Origin of the sequence: Pseudomonas weihenstephanensis, from assembly GCF_016812185.1 — a bacterium.
GTDB lineage: Bacteria > Pseudomonadota > Gammaproteobacteria > Pseudomonadales > Pseudomonadaceae > Aquipseudomonas > Aquipseudomonas weihenstephanensis.
Genome location: NZ_JAAEBV010000001.1, coordinates 1421840 through 1438471, shown reverse-complemented (window position 1 = coordinate 1438471; position 16632 = coordinate 1421840). Strand labels below are relative to the sequence as shown.

At 57.4% G+C, this 16632-nt stretch carries 12 protein-coding genes; 8 read left to right on the top strand and 4 right to left on the bottom strand.

The annotated features are described in order from the left end of the window. Positions 1-126 precede the first annotated feature (126 nt). Positions 127-903, top strand: a complete 777-nt coding sequence (locus tag GYN01_RS06530) for a ferredoxin--NADP reductase (protein ID WP_048362430.1) — start codon at positions 127-129, stop codon at positions 901-903. Positions 904-964: 61 nt separating this feature from the next. On the opposite strand, the gene mscL is transcribed toward GYN01_RS06530, so the two are convergent. Then, complete coding sequence (gene mscL, locus GYN01_RS06525) at positions 965-1381, bottom strand: large-conductance mechanosensitive channel protein MscL (protein WP_048362431.1); 417 nt, start codon at positions 1379-1381, stop codon at positions 965-967. A 286-nt stretch (positions 1382-1667) separates the two neighbouring features. Between mscL and katB the strand changes: the two genes are divergently transcribed. The 3 genes from katB to radA all read left to right on the top strand — a co-directional run bounded on the left by katB (position 1668) and on the right by radA (position 5306). Further along, on the top strand, positions 1668-3209 hold the full coding sequence (gene katB, locus GYN01_RS06520; RefSeq protein ID WP_048401399.1) for a catalase KatB: 1542 nt from the start codon (positions 1668-1670) through the stop codon (positions 3207-3209). A 150-nt stretch (positions 3210-3359) separates the two neighbouring features. Beyond that, complete coding sequence (locus GYN01_RS06515) at positions 3360-3890, top strand: ankyrin repeat domain-containing protein (RefSeq protein WP_048362433.1); 531 nt, start codon at positions 3360-3362, stop codon at positions 3888-3890. 45 nt (positions 3891-3935) lie between these two features. After that, positions 3936-5306: a DNA repair protein RadA gene (gene radA, locus GYN01_RS06510; RefSeq protein ID WP_048362434.1), complete on the top strand. Its 1371-nt coding sequence runs from the start codon at positions 3936-3938 to the stop codon at positions 5304-5306. A 1-nt stretch (position 5307) separates the two neighbouring features. Here radA and GYN01_RS06505 read toward each other — a convergent pair whose 3' ends face one another. Continuing rightward, positions 5308-5679: a PilZ domain-containing protein gene (locus GYN01_RS06505; RefSeq protein WP_048362435.1), complete on the bottom strand. Its 372-nt coding sequence runs from the start codon at positions 5677-5679 to the stop codon at positions 5308-5310. A gap of 168 nt (positions 5680-5847) precedes the next feature. Between GYN01_RS06505 and GYN01_RS06500 the strand changes: the two genes are divergently transcribed. From GYN01_RS06500 to yjiA, 3 genes are all read left to right on the top strand, one after another. Further along, positions 5848-7914, top strand: a complete 2067-nt coding sequence (locus GYN01_RS06500) for a carbon starvation CstA family protein (RefSeq protein ID WP_048362436.1) — start codon at positions 5848-5850, stop codon at positions 7912-7914. Between the two features lie 15 nt (positions 7915-7929). Beyond that, positions 7930-8127 (top strand): YbdD/YjiX family protein, encoded by a 198-nt coding sequence (locus GYN01_RS06495; RefSeq protein ID WP_007937254.1) that lies wholly within the window; start codon positions 7930-7932, stop codon positions 8125-8127. 139 nt (positions 8128-8266) lie between these two features. Then, on the top strand, positions 8267-9232 hold the full coding sequence (gene yjiA, locus GYN01_RS06490; protein WP_048362437.1) for a GTPase: 966 nt from the start codon (positions 8267-8269) through the stop codon (positions 9230-9232). 139 nt (positions 9233-9371) lie between these two features. Here the strand turns inward: yjiA and glyA are convergent, their stop codons facing one another. Both glyA and GYN01_RS06480 read right to left on the bottom strand, forming a co-directional pair. Then, positions 9372-10625: a serine hydroxymethyltransferase gene (gene glyA, locus GYN01_RS06485; protein ID WP_048362438.1), complete on the bottom strand. Its 1254-nt coding sequence runs from the start codon at positions 10623-10625 to the stop codon at positions 9372-9374. Positions 10626-10756: 131 nt separating this feature from the next. Then, positions 10757-14623: a bifunctional diguanylate cyclase/phosphodiesterase gene (locus GYN01_RS06480; RefSeq protein ID WP_203306746.1), complete on the bottom strand. Its 3867-nt coding sequence runs from the start codon at positions 14621-14623 to the stop codon at positions 10757-10759. 293 nt (positions 14624-14916) lie between these two features. Here GYN01_RS06480 and ettA point away from each other — a divergent pair, with 293 nt between their 5' ends. Beyond that, positions 14917-16584 carry an energy-dependent translational throttle protein EttA gene (gene ettA, locus GYN01_RS06475; RefSeq protein ID WP_048362440.1) on the top strand — a complete coding sequence of 556 codons (1668 nt, stop codon included), beginning with the start codon at positions 14917-14919 and terminating at the stop codon, positions 16582-16584. Positions 16585-16632: the final 48 nt, after the last annotated feature.

Below are 16632 nucleotides of genomic sequence, written 5' to 3'. Positions count from 1 at the left end.
GACTATTAAGCGATTGGAAGTTGCCATTGGTTCCGCCGCGCTGTGAACACAATGCCATCACAAATCGTCGGTGTTCCTCACCGCTGCTTTGCGCGACACTAGGCGCACTAGCCAATGGAGTGCCCCATGACTGCCAGTGCAGAAAAATTCACCCGTCAAACCCTCCTTGATGTCACCCCGTTGACCCCCAGTCTCTTCACCCTGCGCACCACGCGTGATCAGGGGTTCCGGTTTACGGCCGGTCAATTTGCCCGACTGGGTGTGACCAAGGCCGATGGCAGCACGGTCTGGCGCGCGTACTCAATGGTCTCTTCACCTCATGATGAGTTTCTGGAATTTTTCTCGATTGTTGTGCCCGGAGGAGAATTTACCAGTGAACTCAGCCGCTTGCAGGTGGGTGATAGCGTGCTGGTTGACCGTCAGGCCTTCGGTTATTTGACGCTTGACCGTTTTGTGGATGGTCGTGATCTGTGGTTGCTATCGACGGGCACGGGTGTCGCGCCGTTTCTGTCGATTCTGCAAGACTTTGAGGTGTGGGAAAAATTTGAGCGCATTATTCTGGTGTACAGCGCCAGGGAACAAAAAGAGTTGGCGTATCAGGATTTGATCCATCAGTTAACGACGCGTGAGTATCTCGCCCAGCATGCGCACAAGTTTACCTATGTGCCGATTGTTACTCGGGAGGTAATACCGGGTGAACTGCATGGCCGAATAACCACACTTATTGAGAGGGGTGAACTTGAGGCGAGGGTGGGCGCTCAGTTAACTGCAGAACATTCGCGGGTCATGTTGTGTGGTAATCCTCAGATGATTGACGATTCACGTAAGTTATTGAAAGAACGAAATATGCAACTAAGTTTGACGCGTCGACCCGGGCAAGTCGCAGTTGAGAACTACTGGTAGCTGTTTGTTTATAAACATAACGAATAAAAAACGGCGCCTTCAGGCGCCGTTTTTTCATTGATCATTCAGGTCGATTGTTCTGGACCTTAAGCAGATCACGAATCTCGCCCAGCAACTCTTCTTCTTTTGACGGAAGGGGTGGTGCGCTCGGTGCAACGGCTTCTTCACGTTTCAGACGGTTGATCGCCTTGACACCCATAAAGATTGCAAAGGCGACGATGATGAAATCAATCACGCTCTGGATGAATTTACCGTAAGCCAGCACCACGGCAGGCGCATCGCCTACGGCAGCTTTAAGGGTAATGGCCAGGTCACTGAAATCCACACCGCCGATCAGCAATCCCAGGGGGGGCATGATGACATCGCCGACGAAGGACGACACGATCTTGCCAAACGCCGCGCCGATGATGATGCCCACGGCCATATCGACCACGTTCCCTTTGACCGCGAAGGCCTTGAACTCACTTATCACGCCCATAGGTTATTCCTTGTTACAGATGAGATTGGTAAAGGCAGTGTAAATCAGCATTGGAGATATTGCCTGATCGGTTGACTGCCTCTATGCGCAGGTTATCGACCTGCTGAACCGTCATAAGTTTTCACCCGTTAGCCAAGGGGGCGCCAATTACTCGATTAAATTGCCCTGTACCAGCTTTTTTTCTTAATGGCTGACTTGAGACCTTTCTATTTAGGATTCGCGGCGCGGACCTCTAGCCTTTGCTCAGTGCATGTTGATGCGCACCCAATAATTAGAGGATCTACACATGGCCACCCCCCTTGGCTTCGGATTGCTTTCACAGCGTCGCCTGCTGTGTATTTTGAGCGCAAGCTTGCTGTCGGCGTCTGTTCAGGCCGCTACATTGACACGCGACAACGGCGCGGCTGTTGGTGATAACCAAAACTCTCAAACGGCTGGAGCCAACGGTCCAGTGCTGCTGCAAGACGTGCAATTGTTGCAAAAACTGCAACGTTTCGACCGCGAGCGTATCCCTGAGCGCGTTGTACATGCTCGCGGTACGGGCGCTCACGGCACGTTCACCGTGACCAATGGTTTGAGCGACCTGACCAAAGCCAAGGTATTTGCAGCGGGTGAAGTCACGCCGGTATTTGTGCGTTTCTCGGCCGTGGTGCATGGCAACCATTCGCCTGAAACCCTGCGTGACCCGCGTGGTTTTGCTACCAAGTTCTATACCGCAGAGGGTAACTGGGACCTGGTAGGTAACAACTTCCCCACGTTCTTTATTCGGGACGCGATCAAGTTCCCGGACATGGTTCACGCCTTCAAGCCCGATCCGCGCACCAATCTGGACGATGACTCACGCCGCTTCGACTTTTTCTCCCACGTTCCAGAAGCGACCCGCACGCTGACCGAGCTGTACTCCAACGCGGGTACGCCCGCCAGCTACCGTGAAATGGACGGCAACGGTGTGCACGCCTACAAATTGGTTAACGCCAAGGGCGACGTGCGCTACGTCAAGTTTCATTGGAAAAGCCTGCAAGGCTTGAAGAACCTTGATCCAAAACAAGTGACTGAGGTTCAGGGCAAAGACTACAGCCACATGAGCAACGATCTGGTCACTCACATCAAAAACGGCGACTTCCCCAAGTGGGACTTGTACGTGCAGGTGCTCAAGCCTGAAGACCTGAAGACCTTTGATTTCGACCCGTTGGACGCGACCAAAATCTGGCCGAATGTGCCTGAGCGTAAAGTCGGCCAGATGGTGCTTAACCGCAACCCGGCGAATGTATTCCAGGAGACCGAGCAGGTCGCCATGGCCCCGGCCAACCTGGTACCGGGTATCGAACCGTCAGAAGACCGTTTGCTGCAAGGGCGTGTCTTCTCGTACGCCGACACCCAGATGTACCGTCTGGGCGCTAACGCAATGCAACTGCCGATCAACGCGCCACGGGTTTCGGTGAACAATGGCAATCAGGACGGCGCGATGAACCTGGGTCACACCAGCAGTGGTGTGAACTATCAGCCTAGCCGTCTGGAGCCGCGCGCAGAACCACAGTCCGCGCGTTACAGCGAAATGACGCTGTCGGGTACGACCCAGCAAGCGAAGATCACGCGTGAGCAAAACTTCAAACAGGCCGGTGATTTGTACCGCTCATTCAACAAGAAAGAGCGTAACGATCTGATTGAAAGCTTCGGCGGGTCGCTGGCCACAACAGATGATGAAAGCAAGCACATCATCTTGTCGTTCCTCTACAAAGCTGATCCTGAGTACGGCACAGGCGTGACAAAAGTCGCCAAAGGTGACTTGGCACGGGTCAAGGCTCTGGCAGCCAAACTGGTTGATTAACCGCTAGACCTCACCCCAACCCTCTCCCGGAGGGAGAAGGAGCTGACGTGTAATGTTCTTGAATGCGCACGCGGTCAGTTCCTTCTCCCTTTGGGAGAGGGCCAGGGTGAGGGGCTTTTGATTCAAACGCGTCATTGCAGGTAATTCACTATGCGAGTTTTTATTTCCTTGGCTTTGCTGCTTGTCAGCGGTATCTGTGCCGCCGCAGAACCCGATGTGCGCGTTCAGCTTCAGGACTATTACTTTGATGCCGCACGCCGCGGTGATGTGGCGATGCTCGACACCTTCATCGAGTCCGGTTATTCGCTCGACACGCAAGACAGCAAAGGCTACAGCGCGTTGATTCTGGCCGCGTATCACGGCCAGTCCGAAGCCGTGGAGCACTTGCTCGCCGCGGGAGCCAATGCGTGTGTGCAAGACAAACGCGGTAACACAGCCCTGATGGGCGCGATTTTCAAAGGCGAACTCAAGATCGCTCGCAGGCTTTTGGCCACCGACTGCAATCCTGACCAGCGCAACGGCGCAGGCCAGACCGCCGCGATGTACGCGGGCCTGTTCAAACGGATTGATCTGCTCAACGACTTATCGGGTAAAGGGGCCGATCTGAACGCCGAAGACCCCTTGGGCAACAGTGCCGCTCGGCTGGCCAACGGTGAAATCCGCATGCCGGTGTCGCACTGATCCGGGCCGGGTGGGCTATCATCGCGGTTTTTCCGTGGAGTTCTGATGGCTAAGCCCAAGCGCATTTTCGGCTGCACCGAGTGTGGTGCAACCTTTCCCAAGTGGTCAGGGCAGTGCGCCGAGTGCGGTGTGTGGAACACCTTGGTCGAAACCATCGTCGAAAGTGGCGCAGCCGCTCCACCCAGCGGTCGTAGCGGCTGGACGGGTCAACAAGCCCAGCTCAAAACCCTGGCAGAAGTCAGTATTGAAGAGATTCCGCGTTTCTCTACGGCTTCCGGTGAGTTGGACCGGGTGCTTGGCGGCGGTCTGGTAGATGGCTCCGTGGTGTTGATCGGTGGCGACCCCGGCATCGGCAAGTCCACCATCCTGCTGCAAACCTTGTGTCACATGGCGACGCGCATGCCCGCGCTGTATGTGACCGGCGAGGAGTCACAGCAGCAAGTGGCCATGCGCGCACGTCGTCTGGGCTTGCCGCAGGATCAACTGAAGGTGATGACCGAGACCTGCATCGAAAACATCATTGCCACTGCCAAGCTCGAAAAACCCAAGGTGATGGTGATCGACTCGATCCAGACCATCTTCACTGAGCAGTTGCAGTCGGCGCCAGGCGGGGTCTCGCAGGTGCGCGAGAGCGCTGCGTTGTTGGTGCGCTATGCAAAATCCAGCGGCACGGCGATCTTCCTCGTTGGCCACGTGACCAAAGAGGGCGCGCTCGCGGGCCCGCGCGTGTTGGAACACATGGTCGACACCGTGTTGTATTTCGAGGGCGAGTCCGACGGGCGTCTGCGTTTACTGCGTGCAGTAAAAAACCGTTTCGGCGCGGTCAACGAACTGGGTGTATTCGGCATGACCGACAAGGGCTTGAAAGAAGTCTCCAACCCTTCGGCGATTTTCCTGACGCGAGCACAAGAAGAAGTCCCTGGTAGCGTGGTCATGGCGACGTGGGAGGGCACGCGGCCGATGCTGGTCGAAGTGCAAGCGCTGGTGGATGACAGCCATATGTCCAACCCGCGGCGCGTAACGCTGGGACTGGATCAAAACCGACTGGCGATGCTGCTCGCGGTGTTGCACCGTCATGGCGGCATTCCAACCCACGATCAGGATGTGTTTCTCAACGTGGTGGGCGGGGTCAAAGTACTGGAAACCGCATCTGACCTCGCGTTGATGGCGGCCGTGATGTCCAGCCTGCGTAATCGGCCGTTGCCTCACGACTTGCTGGTGTTCGGCGAAGTCGGGTTGTCAGGTGAAGTACGGCCGGTGCCCAGTGGTCAGGAGCGGCTAAAAGAGGCCGCCAAACATGGTTTTAAACGCGCCATCGTGCCCAAGGGCAATGCCCCGAAAGAGTCGCCACCGGGGCTGCAGATTATCGGCGTGACCCGTCTGGAGCAGGCGCTGGATGCTTTATTCGAGGAATAAGTTACTGCGTGCTGATCAGCGCCCGTAACTCTCGCTCCAGTAATTGTTCATCGCCCATATTCAATTCGACCAGCCGCCGCAGGTGGCTGATCGAGTCCAGGCCGATGTGTGTGCACTCAAAGCCCAAGTACTGGTCATCTACATGGGCTAAGCGCACGTCCATGATGATGTGCGTCTCATCGCTGAGATGGATATTGGCGGTAAATGTCTGCTCTGTGACGGGGTGCCAATTCAGCGGCTTTTCGACCAGCAACCCTTTAAGTGACACATCCAGCAGTTTGACCGACCAATGAAGTGGCCCCTGACTGATTTTTGTCTGGGCATCGAAGTGGATACGGGTAAAACGCCGACGTTCTGCGGGGTGCTGGTGCATGTTCAAACCCTCCGGGTATGCCTGAACTATAGACGTACAACGGCAAAAGTCAGCCGTGCAAAAAAACCTGAAAGAAGGCTCTAGACCAACGTCAGGGGCTGGTCTTTAGTGCTGGGGACGCTAAACTCCGGGGGCAGTCCTTCTTGTCCAACTGGCCGGAATATAAAAATGAATAATAAAAATAGCCTGCTACGCCACATTCCGTGGTTAGTGCTGGCGATTGTAGGAGCTTGCGCCTTGGGCGTAGTGGCCTTGCGCCGAGGCGAGGCGATCAACGCTTTGTGGATCGTAGTGGCAGCAGTTGCCATCTATCTGGTCGCTTATCGTTATTACAGTTTGTTCATCGCCACCAAGGTGATGCAGCTGGACCCATTGCGCGCCACGCCCGCGGTGGTCAACAACGATGGTCTGGACTATGTGCCGACCAACAAACACATTCTTTTCGGTCACCACTTTGCTGCCATTGCCGGTGCCGGACCTTTGGTCGGCCCGGTACTGGCTGCGCAGATGGGTTACCTGCCGGGCACACTTTGGCTGATTGCCGGTGTGGTGCTGGCCGGTGCGGTGCAGGACTTCATGGTCCTGTTCATGTCAACCCGCCGCAACGGTCGCTCACTGGGCGACATGGTGCGCGAGGAGATGGGCAAAATACCGGGCACCATCGCGCTGTTTGGCTGCTTCCTGATCATGATCATCATCCTCGCGGTGCTGGCGCTGATCGTGGTCAAAGCTCTGGCCGAGAGCCCGTGGGGCATGTTTACGGTGATGGCCACCATCCCGATTGCGATGTTCATGGGCATTTACATGCGCTACATCCGCCCGGGACGCATCGGTGAAATCTCCGTGATGGGCGTGCTGTTGTTGCTGGGTTCCATTTGGCTGGGGGGCCAGATTGCGGCAAGCCCTGAGTGGGCGCCGGTGTTCACCTTCACCGGTACGCAAATTACCTGGATGCTGATCGGTTACGGCTTTGTCGCGGCGGTATTGCCGGTGTGGCTGGTACTGGCACCGCGTGATTACCTGTCGACGTTCCTTAAAATCGGCACCATCGTCGCATTGGCCATCGGGATTCTGGTCACCATGCCCGAGCTGAAAATGCCGGCGGTCACTCAGTTCATCGACGGTAACGGTCCGGTCTGGAAGGGCGGCCTGTTCCCATTCTTGTTCATCACCATTGCGTGCGGCGCGGTATCGGGTTTCCACGCACTGATTGCCTCGGGTACTACCCCCAAACTGCTGGATAACGAAAGCAACGCCCGTTACATCGGTTACGGCGGCATGTTGATGGAGTCGTTCGTCGCCATCATGGCAATGGTTGCCGCTTCGGTGATTGAGCCTGGTGTGTACTTCGCCATGAACAGCCCCGCCGCAATTGTGGGCGGCGATGTGGTGAGCGTGGCGCAAACCGTAAGCAGCTGGGGCTTTGCAATTACCCCTGACGCCCTGACAGCGCTGGCCCATGACATCGGTGAAACCACCGTTCTGGCCCGTGCTGGCGGCGCGCCTACGCTGGCGGTCGGTATCGCGCAGATCCTGCACAACGTGTTGCCCGGCGAAAACACTATGGCGTTTTGGTACCACTTCGCCATTTTGTTTGAAGCCTTGTTCATTTTGACCGCGGTAGATGCCGGTACCCGTGCTGGCCGCTTCATGCTGCAAGACTTGCTTGGCAGCTTCGTACCCGCGCTCAAACGCACCGAGTCGTGGGGCGCCAACTTGCTGGCCACTGGCCTGTGTGTGGCGATGTGGGGCTACCTGCTGTACCAGGGCGTTATCGACCCTCTGGGCGGGATCAACACCTTGTGGCCGCTGTTCGGTATCTCTAACCAGATGCTGGCGGGTATCGCGCTGATGCTGGCCACCGTTGTGCTGATCAAAATGAAACGTCAGCGTTACATTTGGGTGACCATGCTGCCAGCCGTGTGGTTGCTGATTTGCACCACCACTGCGGGCTTCATCAAGTTGTTCGATGCCAACCCGGCTGTCGGTTTTCTGGCCCTGGCCAACAAATACAGCACGGCGCTGGACGCGGGCCAAGTGATTGCACCGGCCAAAAACATCGATCAGATGCAGCACGTAATTATCAACGCCTACACCAATGCCGGTTTGACCGTGCTGTTCCTGTTCGTGGTGTTCAGCATCCTCTTCTTTGCGATCAAAGTGGGCATCGCGGCTTGGGGTTCTAAAGAACGTACGGATAAAGAGTCGCCGTACCACTCCGTTCCTGACGCCTGATAGAGGGTTGCACGCATGTTCAATGACCTGAGTCGCCTCGGTAAATACCTCGGTCAGGCCGCGCGCCTGATGGTCGGCATGCCTGACTACGACAACTACGTCGAGCATATGCAAACCAAGCACCCGGACAAACCGGTGATGAGCTACGAGGCGTTCTTTCGTGAACGCCAAGAGGCCCGTTATGGCGGCAAGGGCGGCCCCAAGTGCTGCTGACCCGCTAACGCCTGTGTAGGTGCGAGCGCGCTTGCGAAGGCTTTATGTCTGTCAACGATGTTGTTGAGTGGCCTGATGCTTTCGCCAGTGCGTTCGCGCCTGCATTTTTTTGCGGCCTCAATTTTTCAGGAGACTGTTGATGTCCTCTCCCATCCCCGTCACCATCCTTAGCGGCTTTTTAGGGGCCGGCAAAACCACTTTGCTGCGTTACTTGCTCAAGGCCGAGCACGGGCTGAAAATCGCCGTGATCGAAAACGAATTCAGCGACGCCGGGATCGACACCCAACTGTTGGGTGAGGAGCCGGTGCAAGTGATGACCCTGGCCAACGGTTGCGTGTGCTGCACCATCCACACCGACCTGACCAAAGCGCTGTACTTGCTGCTTGAGCGGCTAGACAGTGGCGAAATTGCCTTCGACCGACTGGTGATCGAATGCACCGGGCTGGCCGATCCGGCACCTGTGGCGCAAACCTTTTTTATCGATGAAGAGCTGCGTGAGCGTTATCTGCTGGACGGCATCATTACCTTGGTCGATGCGGCTCACGCCGATGTCCACCTGACACAAACCATCGCCCAGGCACAGATCGGCTTTGCTGACCGGCTGCTGGTGAGCAAGCGCGACCTGGTGGACGATGCCACCTTCGATGCCTTGTGCGAGCGCCTGACCCGCATTAACCGCCGTGCGCCGGTCCGTGTGGTCGAGCATGGCAAAATCGACCTGGCCGAGCTGCTCGATGTGCGTGGCTTTAACCTCAATGCCGACCTGGGTGGCGGCCTGAACCTGCGTCCGGTGCAGCCAGCGGCCACGGTTGATCGCATCTCAAGTCTGGTACTGCGTACAGACAAACCGCTGGATATCGACAGTCTGAGCGCGTTCATGAATGAACTGCTCGAAGACCACGGCAAGCAATTGCTGCGTTACAAAGGCGTGTTAAACATTGCGGGTGAAGACCGGCGCTTAGTGTTTCAGGGCGTACTGAAATTGTATGGTTTTGACTGGGACACCGAATGGCGCGCTGACGAAGCGCGTGAAAGCGTGATGGTATTTATTGCCGATGATTTACCCGAGGCCAAGATCCGCGAGGGATTTGCCCAACTCACCTGACCTCTTCCTGTAGGCGCTGCCAAAGGCTGCGATCGTCTAAAAGATCAAACGCTTGCAGTCTTCGCCAGCGCCTGCGCAAGGATTCACAGCCACAAAAAAGCCCGGCTCAAGAGCCGGGCTTTTGTTCAACTATTTACACTCAGTTGCCGTAAACCGGCAGCTTCTTGCAAATGGCTTTTACTTTCTCGCGTACGGCATCAATCACGGCTTCGTTATTGATGTCGTCCAGGATGTCGCAGATCCAGGTCGCCAGCTCACGGCATTCTTCAACTTTGAAACCGCGCGTGGTAACGGCGGGTGTACCGAAACGCAGACCCGAGGTCACGAACGGCGAACGCGGGTCGTTAGGTACGGAGTTTTTGTTCACGGTGATGAAGGCTTTACCCAAAGCGGCGTCAGCATCTTTACCCGAGATGTCTTGCTTGATCAGCGACAGCAGGAACAAGTGGTTTTCAGTACCGCCCGATACCACGTCAAAACCGCGCTCGATGAACACCGAAGCCATCGCTTGGGCGTTTTTCACCACTTGCTGCTGGTAAACCTTGAACTCAGGTTGCAGCGCTTCTTTAAAGCAAACGGCCTTGCCTGCGATCACGTGTTCCAGTGGGCCGCCTTGCGAACCCGGGAAAACAGCCGAGTTCAGCTTTTTCTCGATGTCGGCGTTGGCTTTGGCCAGGATCAGGCCGCCACGTGGGCCACGCAGGGTTTTGTGCGTGGTGGTGGTGACTACGTCAGCAAACGGAACCGGGTTCGGGTAAACGCCCGCCGCCACCAGACCGGCTACGTGAGCCATGTCGACGAACAGGTACGCGCCAACTTTGTCTGCGATTTCGCGAAAGCGTGGGAAGTCGAGGATCTGCGAGTAGGCAGAGAAACCGGCCACGATCATTTTTGGCTTGTGTTCAACCGCCAGGCGTTCAACTTCGTCGTAGTCGATCAGGCCGTTGGCGTCGATGCCGTACTGCACAGCGTTGTACAGCTTGCCCGAGGACGAAACGCTGGCGCCGTGGGTCAAGTGACCGCCGTGGGCCAGGCTCATGCCCAGAATGGTGTCACCGGCCGACAGCAGGGCCAGGTAAACCGCGCTGTTGGCTTGCGAGCCTGCGTGCGGTTGAACGTTGGCGTAATCGGCGCCGAACAGTTCTTTTGCACGGTCGATTGCCAGTTGCTCAACCACGTCGACGTATTCGCAACCGCCGTAGTAACGCTTGCCCGGGTAACCTTCGGCGTATTTGTTGGTGAGCACCGAGCCTTGAGCTTCCATCACCGCTGGGCTGGTGTAGTTTTCCGAAGCGATCAGCTCAATGTGTTCTTCCTGGCGCTGAGCTTCTTGCTCCATGGCGGCAAAAAGGTCGGCGTCGAACTTGGCAAGTGTCAAATCACGGCTGAACATGGCGGTCCTCAAGGATCGGGGGCAGAAAAGAAGCGCATTCTAACTCAATGGGTTTTATCTGGCATATGAAAGGCAATCATGTGGCAGACAAGTGGCTTTCAGGTGATGTCTTTTTGATAGCCTTTAGGCGCTTATTCAAAGACCGGCAGGGATTCGGGGCTGAACCGTGCTTCAAATTGTCGCGCGGGCATCGGGCGGCCGAACAGGTAGCCCTGCACTTCATCGCAGCCGTGCTCGCGCAGAAAGTCCAGTTGCTCGTGGGTCTCGACGCCTTCGGCGATCACGGCCAGATTCAGGCTATGCGCCATCGCAATAATGGCACGGGCAATTTGCGCATCTTGCTCGCCTTCCGGCAGACCGTCGACAAAGGTGCGGTCAATTTTCAGCACGTCGATGGGGAATTGCTTGAGGTAGTTGAGCGATGAGTACCCCGTGCCAAAGTCATCCACGGCAATGCTCAGGCCCAGGTTCTTCAAGCTGGCGAGAATTTGCAGGGCTTCGCTGACTTCTCGCATCAGGATGCTTTCGGTCAGTTCCAGCTCAAGGCACGCGGGGGGCAAGCCGGTTTCTTTGAGGATAGTGGCGATACGCGTGCCCAATTGGCCATCAGAGAACTGACGCGCCGAGATGTTGACCGAGACCTTGGGGACCCGCACTTTGGCCTGATGCCAATGTTTGAGCTGGCGGCACGACTCGGCCAGCACCCAGTCGCCGACGTCCACCACCAAACCGAGTTCTTCGAGCACCGGGATAAAGTCCCCCGGCGGCACTAACCCGCGGCGCGGGTGGTTCCAGCGCAACAGGGCTTCGGCCCCTGTCAGGCGTTTGCCGTCGCCACTGAATTGCGGCTGGTAATAGAGGATGAATTCTTGTTGTTCCAGTGCGTGGCGCAGGTCGCTTTCGAGTTCGAGACGTTCCAGGGCGCTGGCGTTCATGTCCGCCTGATAGAACTGGAAGTTGTTTTTGCCGCGCTCCTTGGCGTGATACATCGCCGTGTCGGCGTTTTTCATCAACTGGCTGAGTTCATTGCCGTCTTGGGGGCTCAAGGCGATGCCGATACTGGCGGTCACGAAAAACTCGCGGCTTTCGAGCACAAACGGTTGCACCAGGCTGGCGAGGATCTGTTCAGCCACGCTGATTGCGCGGTTGAGCGCCATGTCACGGGTGGCTCGCGGTTGCAGCAGCAGGGTGAATTCGTCACCGCCCATGCGCGCCACTGTGTCGTCATTGTCCACACAGGCCAGCAGGCGGATGGCCATGTCTTTGAGCATGCGGTCGCCTGCGGCGTGGCCCAATGAGTCATTGATCGGTTTGAAGCGGTCGAGGTCGAGGAACATCAGCACCACCCACGACTTGTTGCGCTCGGCCTGTTGCAACGCGGTGTGCAGGCGGTCCTGGAACAGGGTGCGGTTGGGCAGGTGGGTCAGGGCGTCGTAATAGGCCAGGCGGTGAATCCGCTGCTCACTGGCCTTGCGCTCGCTGATGTCGCTGAAGAAGCACACGTAACTGGCGAGGTCGCCTTCATCGTCAAACACCGCCGTGATGCCGACCCATGCCGGGTAATGCTCGCCATTGAGGCGCTTGAGCCACACTTCACCTTCCCAGGTGTTGTGCTGGTGCAATTGCTTGAGCACGTATTGCAGGTGCGCTTGCTGCTGTTCATCGACGGTGAGCATGCTCGGCAATTGATCGAGCACCTGTGACACCGCGTAGCCACTGACCCGGCTGAACGCTTCGTTGGCCTGCACGATGTAGCCCGCAGGGTCAGTGATGAGGATGGCTGAGGTGGAATGCTCAAACACCGTAGCGGCCATGCGCAGGTCTTTTTCAGCACGCCGTTGCTGACTGATATCACGGCCCACACCGAGGATGCCTTCAAAGGCGTCGTTTTCATCCCACACCAACACCAGACGCAGCTCGATAGGGATTTTGCGCCCGTCGGCGCGCAGGCAATCGAACACAAACAGTTGGGTGTCCAGTTGGGTGCGCAGGGCCGACAGTTGCTCGGGGTTGTCGAGGGCGTTGCTGACCCGCTCCATCAGGCTGTAAACGCCTGCCAACTGCTGCGGGTTGGCAATGGTCGATTGCCAGCCGTTCTTGAACACCCATGCGGCATCAAAGCCCAATACGCTTTGTACAGAGGGGCTGACGTAGTTCAGTTTCAAGGTATTGTTGGTGGAGAAAATCACGTCGCTGATGCTTTCCGCCAGCATCCGATAGCGCTGCTCACTGTCGCGCAGGGACTCGCTGGCTTCGATCTGATCGGTGATGTCTTTGGCCACCCCGACAATGCGCGTGACTTGATCATAGGCATCGCGAGCCAGGGCTTGCTCGCGAATGTCAAAGCGGCGCCACACGCCATTGCTGTGACGGAAGCGCAGTTGGCATTGCAGTAAGTGCGCATAGCCGCCATGGCGCTGTTGCTGACGCGAGCGGTGGTACTGCTCGGCGTCTTCAGGATGAAGCAGCAGCTCCCAGAAGTAAGCGCCCATTTGTTGCAGTTCGGTGGCGTTGTACCCCAAGGTGTGGCCCAAATGGTGGTTGCTGAAAATCATCCGCTGGCTGATCACATCCTGCACATACAGGTGGTCAGGCACGGTGCGCACCACATCGGACCAGAAGCTTTCGCGCTCTTGCAGCGACAACTCAATCAGCTTGCGGCTGGTGATGTCACTGATGCTCAAAATGACCGCGTGATATTCGCAGCGGTTATCGGGCAGGCGCAGAACCAACCATAAGTGCTGATCCTGGCCATTGGCATCTACCAGCGTGATTTCCAGCTCAAGCTGCTGCTGATGGTTGAGGACGGCTTCGATCACTTGATAGCTGATGGCCGACGTGTTGGTCGGGCAGCCGCTGATCAGCTTCATCCACGCGCCAGCGCCTGAGTCCACGTCCAGCAAGTGCAACGCCACCTGATTGACTTCAGTGATGCGTAACTGCTCGCACAGCTGGCGACGCTGTTCGGGGTTGTGATTCATCCATTGCTTGAGCGCGTTGCTGTCATAAAGCTGTTCGCGCTCCAAAAACCCTGGCAGGCCGGACAGGTCCATCACACACAGCGCCACGCCGGTGCCTTCAAAAATGTCGTAATAGCGGCGACGGCCTTCATGCACCTGGCGTTGGCGACGGCGCATGTTGACCAGTGCGACCACTGGCAACAGGGCAAACAGCAGCCCCAGCAGGCATTTGCCGATCAGTCCGGGCAGCAAGTGGGCCACGACTTCATCGGCATCGAACAGGCCGCGCAATTGCCAGTCACTGTGGCTCAACGGGGTGAGCAGCACGGTGTTGGTCTCGTCTTGCGGGCTGAGGGGGGCCGCCGAAGCCATCGTAGCTGCGCTGTGGCCCAGCACGGTGCGGGTCTGCGTGTTTTCGATCCGCCATTGTAGGCGGTCGGCAAGGGTGTTTTGACGCGTCAGGTTGTGCAGCAGGTCCGGGCTCATGCGCAGCAGCCAGTAACCCTGCGGGTCGTGGCCCAGTTTATTCAGCAACAGGTACGCCGTGCCGGCATCGCTGCTATTGCTGAAGTAGTAACCGTCAGTGCGTTTGCGGGCGCGGTTGTGTTTGATCCAGTCACGCAGGTAGGCCGCGTCCGGGCTGATACCGCCGCTGTCGATCAACACTTCGCCATTTGGGTTGAGCAAGGCCACGCTTTGCAGCGAAGGCAGCGACTGGCGCATTTGATGGACCAGCGCTTGCAACTGTTGCCGGTTAGCGAGGGGGGCATGAGCGGGCAACAGATTGAGCGCCACTTCGGCGCGCAGGGCCATGCTCAGGCTGATGTGATCGGCCAGATCGGCACTGTAATTGATGCTGTATTGGCGTTTGTGCGCGAGGGTTTCGCGAAACTGTTCAATCAACAACCAGAACAGCATCGCCAACAACAGCAAGACCAGCGTCGCCAATGCGCCTTTTAACGTGCCGCGCACAGGTGTGCCAAGCCATTGGCCTGGAGCGCGCGCGGAGGCGGAGTTGGGCGGTGTGACATTGGGCAAGCTGTGATCCTGCGATTTGGCTGCTAAGGTGCGAGGCGCACTATAAGCGGGACGCCCAAAGGGCGGCTAGCATGCCTTGGACTGTGGCAAAGTGCCAGCCCTCTGCTCTGCGCTGGTTTGCCCTGCACTGCGCATTCAGGTAGCTTTGCCGGTTACGCGGGGGCATAAGAGCTCCTACACTCAGGCTTTTTACATGAGCAGGCATTGACCCAGATCAATCCCTGACCGTCTGCTATGGCCTGAGCCGTGCATTGCTCGCGCCTTATTCATCAGTCACTGACGCTAGGTTCACCATGGCTCAATACGTTTTCACCATGCATCGGCTGAGCAAAGTTGTTCCGCCGAAGCGGGAAATCCTGAAAAACATCTCCCTGTCGTTTTTCCCGGGCGCCAAGATCGGCGTGCTCGGTTTGAACGGTTCGGGTAAATCCACCCTGTTGAAAATCATGGCTGGCGTCGACCCCGAGTTCGACGGCGAAGCCCGTCCGATGCCGGACTTGAACATCGGCTACCTGCCGCAAGAGCCGCAACTGGACCCGACCAAAACCGTTCGCGAAGTGGTTGAAGAAGCCGTCAGCGTGATCAAGGACGCTCAGGCGCGCCTGGATCAGGTTTACGCCGAATACGCCGAGCCGGATGCCGACTTCGACAAACTGGCGGCCGAACAGGCCAAGCTCGAAGCCATCTTGCAAGCGGGCGACGGCCACAACCTTGAGCGCCAGCTTGAAGTTGCGGCCGATGCACTGCGTCTGCCGGCCTGGGATGCCAAAATCGAACACCTGTCGGGTGGTGAGAAACGCCGTGTGGCCCTGTGCCGCCTGCTGCTCTCAGCCCCGGACATGCTGCTGCTCGACGAACCTACCAACCACTTGGACGCCGACTCGGTGGCCTGGCTGGAACACTTCCTGCACGACTTCCCGGGTACCGTGGTTGCGATCACGCACGACCGTTACTTCCTGGACAACGTGGCGGGCTGGATTCTGGAACTCGACCGCGGCGCCGGTATCCCTTACGAGGGCAACTACTCGGGTTGGCTTGAAGCCAAGTCCGACCGTCTGGCGGCCGAATCCAAACAGCAGTCGGCCCATGAAAAGGCCATGAAAGACGAGCTGGAATGGGTGCGTAAAGGCGCCAAGGCGCGTCAGTCCAAATCCAAGGCCCGTCTGCAACGCTTCGAAGAACTGCAATCGCAGGAATTCCAGAAGCGCAGCGAGACCAACGAAATCTACATCCCGGCCGGTCCGCGCCTGGGTGACAAAGTGATCGAGTTCAAAAACGTCTCCAAAGGCTACGGTGATCGCGTGCTGATCGACAACTTGTCGTTCGCCATGCCTAAAGGCGCCATCGTGGGCGTGATCGGCGGTAACGGTGCCGGTAAATCGACCCTGTTCCGCATGCTGATGGGCAAAGAACAGCCGGATTCGGGCAGCATCGAAATCGGTGACACTGTGCAGTTGGCGTGTGTTGACCAGAGCCGTGACGACCTGGATGGCAGCAAAACGGTGTTCCAGGCCATTTCTGACGGTTCCGATGTGATCCGCATCGGCAACTACGAAATCCCGTCGCGTACCTACGTGGGGCGTTTCAACTTCAAGGGTGGCGATCAGCAGAAATTCGTCAAGGACCTGTCCGGTGGTGAGCGTGGTCGCTTGCACCTGGCCCTGACCTTGAAAGAGGGCGCCAACGTGCTGCTGCTCGACGAACCGTCCAACGACCTTGACGTCGAGACCCTGCGTTCGCTCGAAGAAGCGTTGCTGGACTTCCCTGGCGCCGCCATTGTGATCTCTCACGACCGGTGGTTCCTTGACCGCGTCGCGACGCACATTCTGGCGTACGAAGACGACTCGCAAGCGGTCTTCTTTGAAGGCAACTACACCGAGTACGAAGCTGACCGTAAAAAGCGCCTCGGCGAAGCGGCCACCCAGCCGCACCGTGTGCGTCACAAAAAACTGGCCCAATAAACGGCCGTTTGCTGCAAAACAACGGCGCCTTCGGGCGCCGTTTTTTTG